Below are 21054 nucleotides of genomic sequence, written 5' to 3' on the forward strand. Positions count from 1 at the left end.
TCGTTCATTTTATTTGCATTTCTCAGCCCTGATTCTGGTATTTAATTGAAATCTCAAATTAGGAAATTACTATGAATCAGTCAATTTTATCTCCATTCGGCAATACCGCTGAAGAACGCGTACTTAACGCAATTAATGCCTTCAAAAATGGAAATGGCGTATTGGTTTTAGATGATGAAGATCGTGAAAATGAAGGCGATTTAATTTTCCCAGCAGAAACAATCACGCCAGAACAAATGGCAAAATTAATTCGTTATGGAAGTGGTATCGTTTGTTTGTGCATTACCGATGAACTTTGCCAACAACTCGATTTACCGCCAATGGTAGAACACAATAATAGCGTAAACAAAACAGCTTTTACGGTGACGATTGAAGCCGCGAAAGGTGTGTCTACAGGCGTATCTGCCGCAGACCGAGTAACCACGATTCAAACGGCGATTGCTGATGATGCAGTTCCAACAGATTTACATCGTCCCGGTCATGTCTTTCCACTTCGTGCAGCAAATGGTGGCGTACTTACTCGCCGCGGACACACTGAAGCTTCCGTTGATTTAGCGCGTCTGGCAGGATTTAAACATGCAGGTGTGATTTGTGAAATTACTAACGATGATGGCACAATGGCTCGCGCTCCCGAGATTGTAGAATTTGCGAAAAAATTTGGTTATTCTGTGCTTACCATTGAAGATTTGGTTGAATATCGTTTAGCGCATAATATTTAAAATGAAGAAGTGCGGTGAAAATTTCTATGATTTTTCACCACACTTTTTATCTTATACCATTCCACATTTTATTTATTTGGGTAACTTTTATGCACAGCACAGCACAGCACAGCACAATTATGTCATTAGTTTAACTACTGAACAAAAACGTCGAAAACATATCACCGAAGAATTCGGTAAGCAGAATATTCCTTTCGAATTTTTTGATGCTATCACGCCTGAACTTATTGAAGAAACAGCTAAAAAATTCAATATCACCTTTGATCGTTCATCAAAAGCAACTTTGTGTGACGGTGAGATAGCCTGTGCACTAAGCCATATCGTTTTATGGAATTTCGTTTTAGAAAATAATTTAGATTATATTAATATTTTTGAAGATGATATTTATTTGGGGGAAAATGCAAAAGAATTACTTGAAATCGATTACATCCCCAAAGATACCGATATTCTTAAACTAGAAACATTGTACGGTAAAATTATGCTCGGCAGTATGTATAAAATAAAATGTCAACGAAATATATTTCAATTAAAGTATAAACATACTGGTATGGGAGGGTATACCATCACAGCCAAAGGTGCTCGATATTTATTGAATAAAATCCAAAATAGACAACTTGTTCTAGCAATAGACACGCTTATTTTTGATAAACTCTTAAACCAAAGAGAATATAAAGTTATGCAACTCTATCCCGCTGTCTGTATCCAAGATTTAATTATAAATGGTGAAAGTAAATTTAAGAGTAGCTTACAAGATGGTAGAGAAACCGTTCATGCTAATCAAACCAAAACAACCCCATTAGAAAAAGTGATCAATGAATTGGGGCGAATTAAAAGACGAATATTCGGTAAACCAGTACCATTTAAATAATACTTATTTAATCAAAAATACAATAATTTGAGATTCTAAGCAAAGTGATTACTTAAGATACGCAGTAATATAATAGGAAATTTATTAATACAAGGACTATGTTATGAATTCAACAAAAACATTCCCGCTTCCTACGGGTTATTTCGGTATTCCTCTTGGACTGGCAGCATTATCTCTAGCTTGGTTGCACTTAGAAAATCACTTTCCTGTAGCTCGCACTATAAGTGATGTAATTGGTATCATAGCAAGTGCAATTTGGATTCTATTTATTCTAATGTATGCCTATAAACTTCGTTATTACAGTGATGAGGTTCGCTCAGAATATCATTGCCCAGTACGTTTTTCTTTCATTGCACTCATTCCTATCACCACAATGCTTATAGGCGATATTACTTATCGCTGGACTCCATGGCTTGCGGAAGTAATGATTTGGCTTGGTACTATTGGTCAATTACTTTTCTCGTCCTTACGCATTAGTGAACTATGGCAAGGTGGTGTATTTGAACAAAAATCTACTCGCCCGCCTTTTTATTTACCTGCAGTTGCAGCCAACTTCACGAGTGCAAGCTCTCTTGCCTTACTTGGCTATCACGATTTAGGGTATTTATTTTTTGGTGCAGGTCTAATAGCATGGATCATTTTTGAACCCGTATTGCTTCAACACCTACGAATTTCATCACTTGAACCACCATTTCGAGCTACGATGGGAATCATTCTTGCTCCAGCGTTTGTAGGGGCTGCGGCATATTTATCTCTAAATAAAGGGGAAATTGATACATTCGTCAAAATTCTTTGGGGATATGGCTTTCTACAACTCTTTTTCTTATTACGGTTATTACCTTGGATTATGGAAAAAGGCTTGAATATTGGATTATGGGGATTCTCATTCGGATTAGCGTCTATGGCAAATAGCTCAATTGCCTTTTTTCACGGCGACGTATTACAAGGTATCTCAATTTTTGCCTTTGTATTCTCTAACCTTATGATTGGCTTACTCGTATTAATGACCATCTACAAATTAGCCAAAGGACAATTTTTCTTAAAATAAAACACAATTAAAAAATAAGGCGTATGTGATGTGAATAAACATACGCCATTTTAATAAAAACATCATTGATAAAATATAGAATTACTCGGCTTACGTCGTTTGCCGATATTTTTCGTATCCTTATGACGTAATTTCACTTTTTTCTTTGCCTCTGTTTTTTTCTTTTCTTCACGTTTTTCTTTAATACGTGCCTTTTGTTTTTTACTTACAGATTTCACTTCACCGTCTTTTGGTGGCTTAGTGCGAGGTTCTAAACCTTCTAAAATGCGCGCCTTTAAAATTTCCTCAGTATAACGTTTGATTTTACCTAGTAACTTGTAATCATGGGCTTCGACAAAAGAGACCGCCGTGCCCTTTTTACCTGCTCGCGCTGTACGTCCAATTCGATGCAAATAAGTATCCGCACTATAGGGCAAATCAAAATTCATAACATGGCTTACATCGTCAATATCAATACCACGCGCAGCCACATCCGTTGCAACCAATACCGTCACAATACCTGATTTCAACTTATCAATTGCATTATTACGTTGAGTTTGTGCCATTTCGCCTTCTAAATACGCGGAACGAATGCCTCGTTTACGCAATGTTTCAGAAAGTTCACGCGCATCTTCACGACGGCGAACAAACACAATTCCACGCGTCACTTCTTCAGTTTCAATAAAACGCGCAAGCAATTTGATTTTGTGTTCATTGCTGTCTGCGTGGTAATACCATTGGTTGATTTTTTTTCTTTCTCGACGGCTTGGTTCAGCATCCACTTTAACAGGATCATTCAACAAACGCTCCGCGAAATCGACCAATAGCTCACCTTCTAACGTTGCAGAAAATAACAAGGTTTGTTTCCGCCAACGGGTTTCAGCCGCAATTTTTTCCGCATCTTGTCCAAATCCCATTTGTAACATTCTATCGGCTTCGTCAAAAATCAGCATTTCAACTGAACGGCAATCAAAATTTTCTTCCTTAATGTATTGCAATAAACGACCAGGCGTAGCCACCACCAAATCTTGATTGGTATTAAACACATCGCCATGATTTTGATATGCCACACCGCCTGTAATTGTCGCAATATTTAAATGAGTGAACTGCGCTAATTCTTCCGCTTGCTCTGCCACTTGCATTGCCAGTTCACGGGTTGGTGTTAATACCAAAATACGCGGTGGGCCTGGCTTACGACGCGGATAATCCAATAAATGTTGTAGCGCAGGTAATAAAAAAGCAGCCGTTTTCCCTGTTCCCGTTGGTGCAGAGCCTAATACATCACGCTCTTCCATTGCTGCAGGAATGGCTTCCATTTGAATTGCTGTTGGGCGGGAATAACCTTTTTTCTCAAGCGCCTTTAAAAGTTCGGGAGAAAGATCAAATTGTTCAAATTGGGATAAATTCATTATTGTGCGGTTCTTTGTTAAAATTGGCGCGGATTATACCTGAAATTAGGGGCTGTTGATAACTCATTTCACGCTTGAGTTATCGTTTAAAATGCTAAACTTTGCCGCTTTCGCCTTGTTCTCACCAAAAATAGTCTCCAGCTCAAACGGGAAATGAGTTATCAACAGCCCCAAGTGCGGTCAATTTACGAAAAATTTATGAGCGGATTTACCTTTAAACAATTCCATATCAAGCAAGATTCTTGTGCGATGAAAGTCGGCACTGATGGCATTTTGTTAGGTGCTTGGGCTGATGTAAAACATTGTAAAAATATTTTAGATATGGGCAGTGGCACAGGATTGTTGGCTTTAATGTTAGCACAACGAACAGAAGAAAGCTGCCAAATTAAAGCGGTTGAGTTGGATCCCATTGCAGCAAAACAAGCGCAAGAAAACATCAATGATTCAGTATGGAAAAATCGCATTCAACTTATTCAAACGGATATACAGCATTTTTTACAAACCACTGAACAAACCTTTGATTTAATTGTGGCAAATCCACCTTATTTTGAACAAGGTATTGCCTGCAAAAACGAGGAAAGAGAATTAGCTCGTTATACCAAGCAAAGCCACTTAAATTGGTTAGAATGGGCTGCAATGCGCTTATCGGAAAATGGGAGAATAAGTTTTGTTTTGCCTTATGATGCAGGCAAAATACTCATAAAATCCACCGCACTTTTTTGCATAAAACAGACGAATGTCATTACTAAAGTGGGAAAAACGCCCCAAAGAATGCTACTCACGTTTTCTAAACAACCCCAAGTTTCAATACAAGATCAATTGGTAATTTATGATGAGGATAATCAATACACTGAAGCGTTTATTGAATTGACTAAAGACTTTTATTTGAAATTTTAAAGGGGAAATCATTTTCCCCTTTAATCATACACTATCTAAAATACCACTTCGCCAACAACACCCCAGCATTCACTGCAATGTTTAAGCCTGATTTAATTGGACTTGCAAGCGTTAAACGTACTCGTGTGTCTTCTGAAGTTGCTAAACCTTCCGTAGAACTTTCACTTAGCACAAAAACCACTTTATTTTTTAACCGCACTTTATCCAACGGCTCACCTTGCTTATTATGCGACACGTGTATAATTTGATAGCCTGATTTACGCAATTGCATCACAGCAGAATCAATATAATCCGTTTCTAACACACGAATATATTCCGCACCACCTTCTGCTACGCGCATTGAGGCTGCCGAATACAGATTTTCCACATTATCAGCGACAATATTTTTCACGCCAAAATAAGCACAAGTACGTAATACCCCACCAATATTTTGTGCATTATTCACGTTGTCTAATAGCACTAAACAATCCTCTTCACGAGGAATATCTAAATACCCTTGCAACGTGAAAGCACGCGGTTTCTTCACCAATAAGCAAATGCCACCATGATGTTCTGTTCCACTCACTCGAGCTAATTCTTCGCTATCTACAACATGATAAGCCTTCTTGTTTTCGGCTAAATAACTCAATGCCTCGCCAATTTTGTGTGACATTTGTACGGTTGCCCATAAGCGCACAATACTTTCAGGACGCTCGGCAAATAAAGCTAAACAGGCATTTTCACCATAAACTTTCATTTCTTCCGCACGGTTTTTCTTAATTTTTTCAGGTGCACGAGGAGAAAGCGCGCCAGTTTTCTTTTCTTTTGTTTTATAAACCGTACCCGTACTTTTTATCGTCACTTGAACCTTAGGTTGTTCTGCATTTTTATTTGATGGCGCACGAGATAAAGAGAGTTGCGTAATTTTAGTTTCTTTCACTTCTTGTTTATCACGAGAAAAACGAGATTTTTCGTTTCTCTTTCCATTAAATTTATCATTAGAGTGCGGTCGATTTTGAGTTGGTTTTTCTCTGTATTTTTCACCTACTGAGCGTTCTTGAAAGGATCTGCCGGCGGCTTGAAAAGACGGTTTGCTTTTATCGTTCATAGGGTTTCCCTGAATAAAAATGAATATTTTTTAGCCAAAAAATGCTAAAATTTGTGAGCATTATAACGAAAAAAAGCCTTTTTTCTATTAATAAGCGCGTGAAATATTGTAAACTAACGCACTAGTCTTTAATCACGAGATGGATTATGTTAATCAATAAAACCAAACGAGCTGAACAAAATTTAAATAATTTGCCATTCCTTGCTTTGCAAGCTGAGCAAATTGAATTTTTGGGTAGCCCGGCTGAATTTAAAACTCAAATTATTGAATTAATCAGAAACGCAAAAAAACGTATTTATGTCACCGCACTTTATTGGCAAAAAGATGAAGCGGGGCAGGAAATCCTCGATGAAATTTATCGCGTGAAGCAAGAAAATCCACACTTGGATGTAAAAATTCTCATAGATTGGCATCGCGCACAACGCAATTTATTAGGCGCGGAAAAATCGGCCACCAATGCAGATTGGTATTGCGAGCAACGCCAAACTTATCAGTTACCTGATGATCCGAATATGTTCTTTGGTGTGCCAATTAACACGCGAGAAGTTTTTGGTGTATTGCACGTTAAAGGCTTTGTATTTGATGATACGGTGCTTTATAGCGGTGCAAGCATTAATAATGTCTATCTTCATCAATTTGAAAAATATCGTTACGACCGCTATCAAAAAATCACTCATGCCGAATTAGCTGATTCGATGGTGAATTTCATCAATGATTACTTGTTAGATTTCAGTGCAGTTTATCCACTTGATATCACCAACCGCCCTCTCACCAAAGAGATCCGTGGCAATATTCGCGCTTATCGTAAAGACCTTGCGCAAAATGGTGAATATTCATTAAAAAGTGCGGTGAAATTACCTGATGTTTTAAGCGTATCACCACTGTTTGGCTTAGGGGCATCAGGCAATGAATTAAATCAAGTGATTGAAGATTTATTCTTGCAAGTACAAGAAAAATTGGTGATTTGTACGCCATACTTTAATTTCCCACGCACATTGCAACATAAAATAGCAACGTTATTGGAAAACGGTAAACGAGTAGAAATTATTGTTGGCGATAAAGTCGCAAACGATTTTTATATTCCACCAGAACAACCATTCAAAATGGCAGGGGCGTTACCTTATCTTTATGAAAGTAATCTTCGCCGTTTCTGTGAAAAATTTGAGACTCAAATTGAAAATGGCCAGCTTGTGGTGCGTTTATGGCGTGATGGAGATAATAGTTACCACTTAAAAGGTGTGTGGGTAGATGACCGTTATATTTTACTTACGGGCAATAATCTTAACCCTCGAGCATGGCGTTTGGATGCTGAAAATGGCTTATTAATTTACGATCCTCAACAACAACTTTTAGCCCAAGTGGAAAAAGAGCAAAACCAAATTCGTCAACATACAAGAGTATTAAAACATTACACTGAATTAGAAGAATTGAATCAATACCCAGAACCAGTGCAAAAACTTTTGAAAAAATTTGCACGAATTAAAGCGGATAAATTGGTGAAAATGATTCTTTAGGTTCTTTTTGTAAAAAATAAGGGAACGTTAAGTTCCCTTTATCATATTTGCTTAATCACCGAGCTTTAATGACTTAAATGCCCGATGATTTAGATCAAGATTATTTATTTAATTTCGCTTTATAAGTTGGATTCATTAAGTTTTCTACAGAAAGAATGTCATCTAATTGTTCTTCTGTTAATAAACCTTTTTCTAACACAACTTCACGTACGCCTTTACCTGTTTGCGCACAGATTTTACCCACTAAGTCGCCGTTGTGGTGACCGATAAATGGATTCAAGTAAGTCACGATACCGATTGAATTAAACACGTAGTTTTCACAAATTTCTTTGTTTACAGTGATGCCATCCACGCATTTATCACGTAAGTTCACACAAGCATTCGTTAAGATGTCGATAGATTCGAACATTGCTTGACCAATCACGGGTTCCATTACGTTTAATTGTAATTGACCGGCTTCAGATGCGAAGGTCACAGTGGTATCGTTACCAATTACTTTAAAGCATACTTGGTTCACTACTTCAGGAACAACTGGGTTTACTTTTGCAGGCATGATAGAAGAGCCAGCTTGTAATTCAGGTAAGTTAATTTCTTTAATACCAGCACGTGGACCAGAAGAAAGTAAACGTAAGTCATTACATACTTTAGAAAGTTTCACTGCTGTACGTTTTAATGCTCCGTGAACCATGACATAAGCACCACAGTCAGATGTTGCTTCGATTAAGTTTTCTGCCGGTACGCAAGCTAATCCGGTTACCTCAGCAAGATGTTTTACAACTAGTTCTGTATAGCCTTGCGGAGTATTTAAACCAGTACCGATTGCAGTCGCACCAAGGTTTACTTCAAGGAGTAAATCTGCTGTACGTTTTAAGTTACGCACTTCTTCTTCAAGTAATACGGCGAAAGCTTTGAATTCTTGGCCTACAGTCATTGGCACAGCATCTTGTAATTGAGTACGACCCATTTTTAAGATGTTCGCAAATTCTTTTGCTTTATTATCAAAACCGTCGTGTAAATATTGAATTTTATCGATCAATTTTAAGATACTGTTATACACTGCAATACGGAAACCAGTAGGATACGCATCATTGGTTGATTGGCTTGCATTAACGTGGTCCATCGGGTTAATCACGTTATATTCGCCTTTTTTATGACCAATTTTTTCAAGCGCAAGATTAGCAACCACTTCATTGGTATTCATATTGACAGAAGTACCAGCACCACCTTGATATACGTCTGATGGGAATTGATCTAAGCATTTTCCCGTGGTAAGGATGTCATCACAAGCTGCTACAATCGCTTTTGCAATATCACTTGGAATTGCACCTAATTCACCATTAGCTAAAGCCGTTGCTTTTTTCACCATCACCATGCCACGTACAAACTCAGGCACGTCAGAAATGGTTACGTTAGAAATATTGAAATTTTCTACCGCTCTTAATGTATGAATACCCCAGTACGCATCTGCTGGTACATCACGTTCGCCGAGTAAATCTACTTCTTTTCTAAATTGAGTCATTTGAATCACCTTTTCTGGTTAGTTAATTTGACGCCATTATAAAAATTTTAAGGAGAAAAAACTTGACCAAGATCACATTTTCAAAAAATGCTCTCAAGACATATTTTCATTTTTCGGATTAGTTTTTTTAGGGGAAAATAAGTTTTCTATCAATCTTACGCAGCTTTTAACTGCTCACCAATTTTCTCAAACAGTTTCTGAATTTGCTCTGCTCTATGCCCTAACACTCGCACAATCAATCCACCTTCATTCAACTGAGATATACCAAGAAGTAAGGATTTATCTGTTTCTTGCTGTTGAAGCTGTTGTGCTATCTGCTTAATTTCTGCAGATGTTTTTTGTAAGTTAATGTAAACCAATGATCCCTGATGTGAAAAACCTTCCATTTGGCTTAACGCAGTTAAATTCATTTTAGCTGGCAACCACTGAATACAATCTAACATCAGCGGTTTAACTTTCCCATTTTCTTGTACAAGCTGAACTTTTAAATGAGAAGAAAATTGGCGAAATTCAAAACGCTCATCATTAGCCACTCGCCCAATAGCCACAATTTCACCATAAATTAGCGTACTCTCAGATTGCATATTGATTAACGTTTTTTGCTTAAGGGCTGAATTCTTATGCAAAACTAATGGATGAGGTAAATAAAATAAACGACTTTTCTCAGCAAGTTGAATCAATGTATTTTGCTCGGCAAAATCTCCCTCATTCATTGCCTGAACTCGAGTAAATGCCTGCGTATTTAAAGAAAGTGCGGTAGATTTTTCGAGCGTTATTTGAATATCAACTCGATCCCCTGCCAATAACCCTGGCGAAGATGACATTTGCATTGCGCTAAGTCCATTTTCCCAAGAATCAGCGTAAGCAGGCAATGTCATTACTTTAAAAGGTGGCGTCACAAAGTATTCATTAAGTTGAGTTTTGCCGTTTGAGGAAAGTTTGGTTGAAAGTTTGAGGGTACTATTCATAATCTTTTTAATTTGTAAAAAACTCCCCTCTTTAAAGGAGTGGGGATGATTCTTTATCTCACTAATGCCTCAGGTTCTTCTATATTCTTCAACAACGCATATTTTTCAATCCAACCAATCACGCCATCGAGATTTTCTTTTTTCATCAAATTAGTGAAAATAAACGGCTGACCATTACGCATACGACGCGCATCTCGTTCCATAATACTTAAATCCGCGCCAACAAATGGTGCAAGGTCTGTTTTGTTAATCACTAACAAATCTGAACGAGTGATACCTGGCCCACCTTTGCGTGGGATTTTCTCGCCTTGTGCGACGTCAATCACGAAAATTGTCACGTCTGCTAAATCAGGGCTAAAAGTTGCCGATAAGTTATCACCGCCTGATTCGATAAAAACAATTTCTACATCAGGGAAACGTGCCACCATTTCATCGACCGCTTCTAAATTCATTGAGGCATCTTCACGAATTGCCGTATGTGGGCAACCGCCTGTTTCTACCCCCATAATTCGCTCTGGCGGAAGTAAACTATTTTTCGTTAAAAATTCCGCATCTTCTTGGGTGTAAATATCGTTAGTAATTACTGCCACGCTATATTTACTCGCCATTTCACGAGTGAGTTTTTCAATTAAGGCCGTTTTGCCCGCGCCAACAGGGCCTGCCACGCCAATTTTAATGTAGTTACGCATAATGTTCCTGATTTGATTAATATGTCTTGAAATAAAATTAATGATTGTTAACGAATTACTGAAACAGAATCAACCTCCCCTTCAGCACCTATAAAACGGACTTCTGGCTGTAAACATACACCAAATTTAATTTCCACAGTATGACGCACATGACGAGCTAGATTTGCCACATCTTCACCAGTAGCTCCGCCCTTATTAATCAACACCAGTGCTTGTTTTTCATGTACTGCTGCTCCACCAATTTGATAACCTTTGAATTGACATTGATCGATTAACCATCCAGCAGCAAGTTTGACTGAGCCATCAGGTTGTGGAAAGTGCGGTAAATTTTCGTGATATTTTTTGATTTCCGCAAAATGCTCTGCACTCACTACGGGATTTTTAAAGAAACTTCCTGCATTACCAAATTCATCTGGGTTAGGCAATTTACTTTGACGAATTTGACATATTTCATCAAAAATTTGTTTTGCCGTAACTTTCAGAGAATCAAACTCAGTTAAAGAGCCATATTTTAGCACTGGCTGCCAGTTTTTGTTTAATTTCAATCCTATCGCAGTGATCACATAGCCAGACTGATAATGGTGTTTAAAGATACTGTCTCGATAACCGAATTTACATTCTTCAGCTGTTAATCGAAATATTTCATGAGTACTTAAATTTAACACCTCTACATAATGGCATATATCTTTAAATTCTACGCCATAAGCACCAATATTTTGGATCGGTGCCGAGCCTGCACAACCTGGAATGAGTGCAAGATTTTCCAAACCATAGATACCTTCATTTACACTCCATTCCACCAAATGATGCCAGTTTTCGCCACCATTTACATGAAGATAATGAAATTCAGTATCTTGTGTATGTGTAATCCCCATTAATCGATTAAGCACAACAATACCACTGAAGTCTGCTAAAAATAGCATATTGCTTCCTTGACCAAGAAAAAGTATGGGAAGATTCATTGTTTTTGCATGATCCCAAGCTTCTTGCAATTGTACCACACTATGCGCATCAATAATTTCATGGGCTTGAACAGAAATATGAAAAGTATGAAAAGGTTGTAAATTTTGCATTTAAAATACCATTTTAGGATGCACTTATGCTTTGCTACTCGTGCATGAATTATCAAAAGTGTATGAATTTTTAAATTCACTCTACGTTTAAACTAGGGTATGAGGTAAAGTAATTTTTACCTGAGTCCCCCCCTCTTCTCGACGTCGAATATCTAATTCTGCATTCAATTGACGACAACGTTCTGTCATAATATTCAAACCATAATGTCCTTCGGGCTCTTCAAGATTAAGAATACCGATGCCATTATCTAGCACAGAAATTTCATACTCTCCCTCAGGGTTAATCAGGGCATGAATTTCAATGGCAGAACCTTTAGAATGTTTTATCGCATTTGTTGTTGCTTCACGTACGATTTGCAACACATGTACTAACTGCTGAGGATTTAAACTTTGTGAAGGCAAATGACTATTCACACTCATTTTCATACTAGTTTGAGCACGTAAAGAATCAATCACTTGCTCCAAAGCCAGTTGTAAGTTAGCTTCTTGAATCGTTAATCGGAATGTTGCTAAAAGTTCACGCAATTGTGCATAACCACCTGAAAGTGCTTGTTCAAAATCAGCAATAATCCCCAAGCTTTTTTCTCTTGCGTGTGGTTCTTCTTTCCTTAAATTATGTTTAAGCAACGTAAGTTGAATTTGCAGGAATGATAATACTTGAGCTAAAGAATCATGCAGTTCTCTTGCAATAATAGAACGTTCTTCCATCAACAAAAGCTGTTCTTGCTGACGCAAACTTTTATGGAAATACAAAGCTCGTGCAAGCATTTGTGCTAAATTCTGCATCATTCTAGGGTCGGGACAAGGTAATCCTGATTGCCAAGAAAGTACGCCTAAATCTTCATTATCTACCGATAGCACTTCGAGTTGTAAAGTACGATGAGCATCCTGCTCTCCAAAAGCAATATTCCAATGCTCCGCCCCCATAACTTCTATTTTAATATATTGCAAATGCTCACTCACACGTATGAGATCTAATACTTGGCTTAAAATTTTATCATTAATAGAATTCGCATTAAGAATCTGTGAACTTTGATAAAGGTTTGTCAAAGAGCGGTTGGTTTGGCGTAATTTTTGTGTTTTTTCATTTACGGCATCTTCTAAACGAGAATAGAGTTGACCTAATTCCATCGACATTTGTGTAAAAACATGTGCCAATGTGCCCAATTCATTCTGTTTTGTTGTATCTAATGAAATATGATTAAACTGACGCATCTGCACTTGCATACTTGCTTTTGTCATTAGCTCTAAAGGTTTCACTACCTCACGATGAGTGTACCAAATCAAATAGGAAACCATGACCAAAATTAATAACATAGCTAAACAAAGTACAAATACGCCAAGGATCCATTTTTGCTCACTAAAACGCTGTAATTCAAACACAAAACGATCAACATCTGCGACATAATCCGTTAATTGTTCGCTATAACTTTTTACATTTTTCTGTTGGGCATATTTTTCCATTAATGCCCAACGCTGTAAAATAGTATGGTAGGATTGTTTGACTGCATCTGGAGTAAAAAATTGACGTTGAATTTCTAATAATGCAGATGAATGGAGACTAATATTATAATGCCGTAAATTAGCCTCGACTGTTGAGGGTTGAGATTGCATTTCATAGAGCAACCGATAGCTTTGCATGCGCAATGAACCTGAAATATTGATCGCTTCAGCATCATACTTATTGCTACTCATAATTGCTAAACTTAGTGAGCTAATAACACCAGAAACAATAAGGATAATAAATAAATATTTAGCAATACGTGTAGAAACAGAATGTTTAGTATGCACAGAAACTCCAATGAAATAACATCAATTTATAGATAAAAGTGCGGTTATTTTCTTACTTCTTTTTTAGTTGACTCCAAACTTTATCTTCCTGACCTCGCCATAAACGTTGAATATTATCGTGATGACGATAAATCAATAAACAACAAACTAAAGCAACAGGGAAAGTAAATTCAGGTTTAAACCACCATACATAAAAAGGCACAAGCAATGCCGCAAGTACGGCACTTAATGATGCATAACGACTAACAAGAAAGATCAATATCCACGTTCCAAACATTGAACCCGCAACAGCCCATGAAATAGGTGCTATCGCACCAAATGCAGTCGGTACACCTTTTCCTCCCTTAAATTGAAAGAACAGTGGGAAAATATGGCCTAAACATGCAGCTAAAGCAACCATACCTAATTCAAATTGAGTTAAACCTAAATAATAACCAGCCCATACGGGGAGCATCCCCTTTAAAAGATCAAGGATTAATACAATTAATGCAGCCCAATAATTACCAATACGAAATACATTTGTTACATCTGGGGTACATGAGCCATTTTGACGAGGATCAGGCAAGCCTGCAATGCGACAAATTAGAATAGCGCTGGAAATAGAGCCTAAAAGATAGGCACAAAGCATATAAAAAAGGGCGAAAAGGCTCATTTTGTACTCCAGCAAGAAAAATTATTCGTTATTCTACCCAAAGTTGATAGCATACGCCTACAATAATTTTAGAGGAAATCTTATGGATCGTGTTTTTATTGAAGAATTGACTGTTTTTGCACAAATCGGTGTATATGATTGGGAACAGCAAATTAAGCAAAAACTTGTGTTTGATTTAGAAATGGCTTGGGATTGTAAACAAGCGGCGGAAACGGATGATGTTGCATATTGTTTGAATTATGCTGAGGTGAGCCAAGTGATAATTGATTATGTGGAAAGTAAACCTTTTTTGTTGATTGAACGAGTGGCTTATGAAGTGGCGGATTTGCTTGAATCATGTTATCAACTTCAAGGATTAAAAATTAAACTGAGTAAACCGAAAGCTGTCGCACAAGCTCGAAATGTTGGCGTATTGATTGTACGTGGATGTTTAAAATAATGTGAAATTTTAGTAAAAACTTGTCGGCTTTTTAAACGAAATTGACTAAAATAGTCATGAGTTTTTACTGCAATAAAGGAGATTGCAATGAATATGAAAACCTTATTAGCACTAGCGGTTAGTGCGGTATGTTCAGTTGGTGTGGCGCAAGCACATGAGCATAATCATGATCACAATATGGCACCCAAAGGTGCTTCTATTGAAGTGAAAGTGCAACAACTTGATCCAGTAAACGGTAACAAAGATGTGGGTACAGTGACTATTACTGAATCTAACTATGGTCTTGTGTTTACCCCTAATTTACAAGGATTAAGCGAAGGCTTACATGGTTTCCACATCCATGAAAACCCAAGCTGTGAGCCAAAAGAAAAAGAGGGTAAATTGACAGCTGGTTTAGGTGCTGGTGGTCACTGGGATCCTAAAGGTGCAAAACAACATGGTTATCCATGGCAAGATGACGCACACTTAGGTGATTTACCTGCATTAACTGTATTACATGATGGCACTGCAACTAATCCTGTTTTAGCACCACGTCTTAAACATTTAGATGATGTTCGCGGTCACTCTATTATGATCCACGCAGGTGGCGATAATCACTCCGATCATCCAGCTCCACTTGGCGGTGGCGGCCCACGTATGGCATGTGGTGTGATTAAATAATTCGATTGTTCGAAACGAAAAGTGCGGTGAATTTTCACCGCACTTTTTTTGCTAAATATTTCGCGTTTAATTCACGACTTCAGCAGTATATTTTAGCTTATGAATCGCATCGAATAATTGTTGGTTTGTGACTTTTGGATCTTCCACAACCGTCACTAAACCATCTTTAATAGATGCTTTTGTTGAAATGACACCATCGATATTACGTAATTCTTTATTGACTAAGTAAGCACAAAGCTGGCAATTCATTTCTTTTACTTTTAGCACAATTTGTTTGGTTTCATTCGCATGAGCGAAAGAAATGGCAAACAGCGAAAGCAAAAGTGCGGTACATAATTTCTTCATTTTTATTCCTAATTAGCTAATTCTAAAATCCAAGGCAAAATTGTTGGATAGGTTAAGAAAAAAATCATCACGATAAATACAATCCAATATAAAACGATGAGTTTTTTACGGGAAATATATTTGCTGCAAATAATTTTTTGGGAAAACATCAGCAGCCAAAATCCATAGGCAAAGGCGCATAATGAAATAATGAGCATTGGAATACGCAAATAATCATATTCGCCTAAGCCAATCAACCAAGTAGATGATACGCCGAACACTAAATAGATTAATGGTGCGATGCAGCATAAAGTTGACGCCACCGCGGCACTAAGTGCGGTGGCTATGGCAACCCAAAAGGATTTATTAGAGTTTTTTAGAGACGTAGTCATATTTAAATTCTTTTGGATCAAAGGAATTTAACGGATCGCCACCCACTTCAGCATACGGATAGCCGAAGTTATTGATCGGAGCTAGTTCTGGTTGTGGATATAAATCGAAGTCACGGGCATGATTAAATCCGACCCAGTTTGCTTCCCAGTTACCAAACAAATATTTTGCTACGGCTTGTGTATCTTTATCTTCAACAGATTTTTTCTCTGCTAAACGCATTTTGGCAACGTCTGCGGAATCAACTGGTACCCATCCAAACCCTGCAAGGTAGAATTCAGCACGGCAGTGTTGACCACCACTTACGTTTGCGATGCCTTGTTCATTCGCACTACCGAAAGCACCTTTGGAATATTTGCCCATTTTCTCTGCCGCACCTAAGCGAATACCAAAAATTTCACGGGCTGGGATGCCTGCCGCACGAGCTAGTGCCACAAATACAGAGTTAATATCGGTACATTTACCTTTTAATACGCCAGTGGTAAGAATTTTTTCTACATCGCCGTCGCCACAACCTAATACAGAATTATCACGTTCCATATTTTTTACGATCCAATGGTGAATAAGTTCTGCTTTCTTCAATGGATTACTTTCTTTACCTACGATTTTGTCTGCAAATTCTTTCACAATACCATCAGTTTTAATATGTGGAGTAGCTTTTAAGTACTCTTGTACATCCACGGAATACTGAATATCTTTTGGCGGAGTATAATTCTCTAAGGCACCTTTCACCATTGGCTCACGGTCTTTTGTTTCAATGACCATAGTGACTTTTAAATCACGTTTTTGTGCATCTTTATCCCAAGTGGCAAATAAGGTTTTCGCACCATATTTATTGTTTTCTGTCACATAGGCATTCATGTAATTACCTTCAAAGTGAATCGATTTCACTTGTTGGTATTCTCCATTAAATGGCAATGGAACCCATAAATTAGTTTGTCCTTGCGAGCCTTTTGGCGCAACTAAATCGTAGGTTTGCGTGAATTCGTAAAGATGGGTGTCTGTATTGTAGTTTGGAATGTTGGTGTTTGCATGAGCTAACGAGCTACATGCAGAAAGCACCGCAACTGCGATAAGTTTCTTCATGAAGAGATCCTCTAGTTAATAATAGTTAAACTTAACATATTAGATAAACTAATACGCCACTATGCTAACGGATTTTTGAGCAATAATTCAACCGTTTTACATAAAATTTTTATCTTTCTTATATGAAAAATATTTTATTTTCCAACCGCACTTTCCTTCTAACATTTGACACCCCTAGCCCTTACACCTATTATTCCCTCGTTATTTATTAAGATTTACGGAACAAAATAATGATGGTGAATAAAACCGCTCAACTTAAACAAGCTCTAGAAAATCGTATTCTCATTTTAGACGGTGCGATGGGGACGATGATACAAAAATATAAACTCACCGAAGCGGATTTTCGCGGCGAGCGGTTTAAGGAAAGTGCGGTCGATTTGCGCGGCAATAATGACTTGCTCACGCTTACACAACCGTTGTTGATTTCATCGATTCACGAAAAATATTTGGCAGCAGGTGCCGATATTATTGAAACCAATACTTTTAGTTCAACTACGATTGCTCAAGCGGATTACGATTTGCAATCTATCGCTTATGAACTCAATTTTGTTGGCGCAAAATTAGCGCGTTTGGCAGCAGATAAATATAGCACGCCAGAAAAACCTCGCTTTGTCGCGGGCGTGTTAGGGCCAACAAACCGCACAGCCTCTATTTCACCCGATGTAAACGACCCAGGTTTCCGTAATGTGACTTTTATGGAGTTGGTGGATGCTTATGCCCAAGCAACAAAAGGCTTAATCGAAGGTGGCGCGGATTTAATTATGATCGAAACCATTTTCGACACGCTTAACGCTAAAGCAGCAGTTTTCGCCATTGAAAGTGTATTCGAAGAATTAGGCGTGGAATTGCCAATCATGATTTCCGGCACCATTACTGATGCTTCAGGGCGTACCCTTTCTGGGCAAACTACCGAGGCTTTCTATAACTCCCTTCGTCACGCAAAACCGCTCACTTTCGGTTTGAACTGTGCTTTAGGTCCAAAAGAATTACGCCAATATGTAGAACAGCTTTCAAAAATCAGTGAAACCTATGTTTCTGTGCATCCGAATGCGGGCTTGCCAAATGCTTTTGGTGGTTATGATTTAGGGGCAGAAGAGATGGCCGCTCACTTAAAAGAGTGGGCAGAAAGTGGTTTTGTGAACATTATCGGCGGTTGTTGTGGTACCACACCGGAACACATCAAGGCCTTTGCTGAGGCGGTAGAAAATATCCCGCCCCGCAAATTGCCACAAATCAAAACCGCCATGCGTTTATCCGGTTTAGAACCACTCAATATTGACGATGAAAGCCTGTTTGTGAACGTAGGCGAGCGTAATAACGTGACGGGTTCGGCGAAATTTAAGCGCTTAATTAAAGAAGACAAATTTGCCGAAGCTATTGAAATTGCCATCGACCAAGTGGAAAACGGCGCACAAGTGATTGATGTGAACATGGACGAAGCCTTACTCGATGGCAAAAAATGCATGACCCGTTTCCTCAACATTATGGCAACCGAACCCGATGCAGCCAAAGTGCCGGTGATGATCGACTCCTCCAAATGGGAAGTGATTGAGGCAGGTTTGCAATCAGTACAAGGTAAACCAATCGTTAACTCTATTTCTTTAAAAGAGGGAGAGGAAAAATTTATTCATCAGGCTAAATTGGTGCGTAAATACGGTTCGGCCGTTGTGGTAATGGCATTTGATGAAGTGGGGCAGGCTGATACCGAAGAGCGTAAAGTGGAAATCTGTACCCGTGCTTATAACATCTTAGTTAACCAAGTAGGCTTCCCGCCAGAAGACATTATTTTTGACCCGAATATTTTCGCCATTGGCACGGGGATTGAAGAACACAATAACTACGGCGTGGATTTCATTAACGCAACAGGTCGTATTAAACGCTCTTTACCGCATGCGAAAATTTCGGGCGGGGTGTCAAACGTGTCCTTCTCCTTCCGCGGCAACAACGTGATGCGTGAAGCCATTCACGCGGTCTTCCTCTATCATGCCATCAAACAAGGGATGGACATGGGGATCGTGAACGCAGGACAGCTTGCAATTTACGATGATCTGGATCCGGAATTACGTAATGTGATTGAAGATGCCGTATTAAACCGTACACCAGATGGCACAGAACGTTTACTGGATATTGCGGAAAAATATCGCAATCAAGGCAACGATGAAAGTGCGGTGGATTCTGTCGCCGAATGGCGTACGTGGCCGGTGGAAGAACGTTTAAAACATGCCCTCGTGAAAGGCATTACCATGCACATCATCGAGGACACCGAAGAAGCCCGCCAAAAATTGCCAACACCGTTAGAGGTGATCGAAGGCCCACTCATGGCGGGCATGGATGTGGTGGGCGATTTGTTTGGCGACGGCAAAATGTTCCTGCCGCAAGTGGTGAAATCCGCGCGCGTGATGAAACAATCAGTGGCGTATTTAGAGCCGTTTATCAACGCGACGAAACAAAAAGGATCCAGTAACGGTAAAGTGGTGATCGCCACAGTGAAAGGCGATGTGCATGACATCGGTAAAAACATCGTGAGCGTGGTGTTGCAATGTAATAACTTTGAAGTCATTGACTTGGGCGTTATGGTGCCGGCGGATAAAATCATTCAAACGGCGATTGATGAAAAAGCGGATCTTATCGGCTTGAGCGGTTTAATTACGCCATCTTTAGACGAAATGGAATACTTCCTCGGTGAAATGACTCGCTTAGGTTTGAACTTGCCTGTATTGATTGGCGGGGCAACTACATCGAAAGAGCATACTGCGATTAAACTTTATCCCAAATACAAGCAACATGGTGTGTTCTATACCTCAAATGCCTCCCGTGCGGTCACAGTTTGTGCGACCTTGATGAATCCGGAAGGTCGCGCGGCATTATGGGAACAATTCAAGAAAGATTACGAGAAAATTCAGCAATCTTTCTCTAACCGTAAACCACTGCGTAAACAGCTTAGCATTGAAGAAGCACGAGCAAACCGCTTTGATGGCTTTAGTGGCGAATGGGCGGATTATGTACCGCCAACACCAAAACAAACGGGCATTGTGGAATTTAAAAACGTACCAATCGCCGAGCTACGCAAATTTATCGACTGGTCACCATTCTTCCGCATTTGGGGCTTGATGGGCGGTTATCCTGATGCCTTTGATTATCCGGAAGGCGGCGAAGAAGCACGCAAAGTGTGGAATGATGCACAAGTGGTATTGGATGAATTCGAGCAAAACCACAAGCTCAACCCAAGCGGCATTTTAGGCATTTTCCCTGCGGAACGTGTGGGCGATGATGTGGTGCTTTTCGCTGATGAAGAACGTACACAAACCATTGGCACAGCTTACGGCTTACGCCAACAAACGGAACGTGGAAAAAACAGCAAAAGTCCATTTAACTTCTGCTTAAGCGACTTTATCGCGGATCGCGAAAGCGGCAAAAAAGACTGGTTCGGCATGTTCGCTGTGTGTGCCGGTGTTGAAGAAATGGATTTAGTGGAAGGCTACAAAGTCGCAGGCGATGACTACAATGCTATCTTGCTACAAGCTGTGGGCGACCGCTTAGCGGAAGCGATGGCTGAATACTTGCACTTTGAGCTTCGCACCCGCATCTGGGGCTACACGCAAGAGGAATTCGACAACCAAGGGTTAATCAATGAAAACTATGTCGGCGTCCGCCCTGCACCAGGTTATCCAAGCTGCCCAGAACATACGGAAAAAGCCTTGATTTGGGATTTATTAGAAGTAGAACAACGTATCGGCATGAAACTCACCGAAAGCTACGCTATGTGGCCGGCAGCCTCTGTCTGCGGTTGGTACTTCACCCACCCTGCAAGCAACTATTTCACTTTAGGTCGCATCGATGAAGACCAAGCTCAAGATTATGCCAAACGCAAAGGTTGGGATGAGAGAGAGATGATGAAGTGGTTGGGTGTGGCGATGAAGTAGGGTTACACATAAAAGATAT

The 21054-nt window shown here is 39.2% G+C and carries 19 protein-coding genes; 8 read left to right on the forward strand and 11 right to left on the reverse strand.

What is annotated here, in order from left to right; all coding sequences use genetic code 11:
* Positions 1 to 71: 71 nt before the first annotated feature.
* The 3 genes from ribB to tehA all read left to right on the forward strand — a co-directional run bounded on the left by ribB (position 72) and on the right by tehA (position 2635).
* Positions 72 to 719, forward strand: a complete 648-nt coding sequence (gene ribB / locus LIX50_RS06155) for a 3,4-dihydroxy-2-butanone-4-phosphate synthase (protein WP_048952953.1) — start codon at positions 72 to 74, stop codon at positions 717 to 719.
* A 1-nt stretch (position 720) separates the two neighbouring features.
* The gene (locus LIX50_RS06160) at positions 721 to 1587 is read left to right on the forward strand and encodes a glycosyltransferase family 25 protein (RefSeq protein WP_226385913.1); all 867 of its coding nucleotides are present in this window, start codon (positions 721 to 723) and stop codon (positions 1585 to 1587) included.
* A gap of 103 nt (positions 1588 to 1690) precedes the next feature.
* Positions 1691 to 2635, forward strand: a complete 945-nt coding sequence (gene tehA, locus LIX50_RS06165; protein ID WP_048952955.1) for a dicarboxylate transporter/tellurite-resistance protein TehA — start codon at positions 1691 to 1693, stop codon at positions 2633 to 2635.
* 62 nt (positions 2636 to 2697) lie between these two features.
* On the opposite strand, the gene srmB is transcribed toward tehA, so the two are convergent.
* Positions 2698 to 4023, reverse strand: a complete 1326-nt coding sequence (srmB, locus tag LIX50_RS06170) for an ATP-dependent RNA helicase SrmB (protein ID WP_048952956.1) — start codon at positions 4021 to 4023, stop codon at positions 2698 to 2700.
* A gap of 198 nt (positions 4024 to 4221) precedes the next feature.
* On the opposite strand from srmB, the gene LIX50_RS06175 reads away from it, so the two are divergent.
* Positions 4222 to 4920: a tRNA1(Val) (adenine(37)-N6)-methyltransferase gene (locus tag LIX50_RS06175; RefSeq protein WP_048952957.1), complete on the forward strand. Its 699-nt coding sequence runs from the start codon at positions 4222 to 4224 to the stop codon at positions 4918 to 4920.
* A 31-nt stretch (positions 4921 to 4951) separates the two neighbouring features.
* Here the strand turns inward: LIX50_RS06175 and LIX50_RS06180 are convergent, their stop codons facing one another.
* The gene (locus tag LIX50_RS06180) at positions 4952 to 6007 is read right to left on the reverse strand and encodes a tRNA/rRNA methyltransferase (RefSeq protein WP_048952958.1); all 1056 of its coding nucleotides are present in this window, start codon (positions 6005 to 6007) and stop codon (positions 4952 to 4954) included.
* A gap of 146 nt (positions 6008 to 6153) precedes the next feature.
* Between LIX50_RS06180 and pssA the strand changes: the two genes are divergently transcribed.
* On the forward strand, positions 6154 to 7521 hold the full coding sequence (gene pssA / locus LIX50_RS06185; protein WP_048952959.1) for a CDP-diacylglycerol--serine O-phosphatidyltransferase: 1368 nt from the start codon (positions 6154 to 6156) through the stop codon (positions 7519 to 7521).
* Between the two features lie 100 nt (positions 7522 to 7621).
* Here pssA and aspA read toward each other — a convergent pair whose 3' ends face one another.
* From aspA to plsY, 6 genes are all read right to left on the reverse strand, one after another.
* Positions 7622 to 9040: an aspartate ammonia-lyase gene (aspA, locus tag LIX50_RS06190; protein ID WP_048952960.1), complete on the reverse strand. Its 1419-nt coding sequence runs from the start codon at positions 9038 to 9040 to the stop codon at positions 7622 to 7624.
* A 155-nt stretch (positions 9041 to 9195) separates the two neighbouring features.
* On the reverse strand, positions 9196 to 10008 hold the full coding sequence (locus LIX50_RS06195) for an urease accessory protein UreD (RefSeq protein WP_048952961.1): 813 nt from the start codon (positions 10006 to 10008) through the stop codon (positions 9196 to 9198).
* A gap of 53 nt (positions 10009 to 10061) precedes the next feature.
* On the reverse strand, positions 10062 to 10697 hold the full coding sequence (gene ureG, locus LIX50_RS06200; protein WP_048952962.1) for an urease accessory protein UreG: 636 nt from the start codon (positions 10695 to 10697) through the stop codon (positions 10062 to 10064).
* A 47-nt stretch (positions 10698 to 10744) separates the two neighbouring features.
* Positions 10745 to 11770, reverse strand: coding sequence for a UDP-N-acetylmuramate dehydrogenase (gene murB / locus LIX50_RS06205; RefSeq protein WP_048952963.1), 1026 nt, complete (start codon positions 11768 to 11770; stop codon positions 10745 to 10747).
* Positions 11771 to 11857: 87 nt separating this feature from the next.
* Positions 11858 to 13561 (reverse strand): nitrate/nitrite two-component system sensor histidine kinase NarQ, encoded by a 1704-nt coding sequence (narQ, locus tag LIX50_RS06210; protein ID WP_048952964.1) that lies wholly within the window; start codon positions 13559 to 13561, stop codon positions 11858 to 11860.
* Positions 13562 to 13613: 52 nt separating this feature from the next.
* Positions 13614 to 14213 carry a glycerol-3-phosphate 1-O-acyltransferase PlsY gene (gene plsY, locus LIX50_RS06215; RefSeq protein ID WP_048952965.1) on the reverse strand — a complete coding sequence of 200 codons (600 nt, stop codon included), beginning with the start codon at positions 14211 to 14213 and terminating at the stop codon, positions 13614 to 13616.
* Positions 14214 to 14295: 82 nt separating this feature from the next.
* Here plsY and folB point away from each other — a divergent pair, with 82 nt between their 5' ends.
* Positions 14296 to 14652, forward strand: a complete 357-nt coding sequence (gene folB, locus LIX50_RS06220; RefSeq protein WP_048952966.1) for a dihydroneopterin aldolase — start codon at positions 14296 to 14298, stop codon at positions 14650 to 14652.
* Positions 14653 to 14739: 87 nt separating this feature from the next.
* Entirely contained in the window at positions 14740 to 15312 is a 573-nt protein-coding gene (gene sodC / locus LIX50_RS06225) for a superoxide dismutase family protein (protein WP_005626862.1), read from the forward strand.
* A gap of 66 nt (positions 15313 to 15378) precedes the next feature.
* Here the strand turns inward: sodC and LIX50_RS06230 are convergent, their stop codons facing one another.
* The 3 genes from LIX50_RS06230 to LIX50_RS06240 are packed head-to-tail and all read right to left on the reverse strand — an operon-like array spanning position 15379 to position 17112.
* Positions 15379 to 15657 (reverse strand): heavy-metal-associated domain-containing protein, encoded by a 279-nt coding sequence (locus LIX50_RS06230; RefSeq protein ID WP_005651690.1) that lies wholly within the window; start codon positions 15655 to 15657, stop codon positions 15379 to 15381.
* Positions 15658 to 15665: 8 nt separating this feature from the next.
* Entirely contained in the window at positions 15666 to 16028 is a 363-nt protein-coding gene (locus LIX50_RS06235) for a mercuric transporter MerT family protein (RefSeq protein ID WP_048952967.1), read from the reverse strand.
* Entirely contained in the window at positions 16003 to 17112 is a 1110-nt protein-coding gene (locus tag LIX50_RS06240; RefSeq protein WP_048952968.1) for a transglutaminase-like domain-containing protein, read from the reverse strand. The genes LIX50_RS06235 and LIX50_RS06240 overlap by 26 nt, the downstream gene beginning before the upstream one ends.
* 233 nt (positions 17113 to 17345) lie before the next feature.
* Between LIX50_RS06240 and metH the strand changes: the two genes are divergently transcribed.
* Entirely contained in the window at positions 17346 to 21035 is a 3690-nt protein-coding gene (metH, locus tag LIX50_RS06245) for a methionine synthase (protein WP_373455030.1), read from the forward strand.
* Positions 21036 to 21054 lie beyond the last annotated feature (19 nt).

Source organism: Haemophilus sp. Marseille-P9675 (assembly GCF_916862695.1).
Taxonomy (GTDB): domain Bacteria; phylum Pseudomonadota; class Gammaproteobacteria; order Enterobacterales; family Pasteurellaceae; genus Haemophilus; species Haemophilus haemolyticus_K.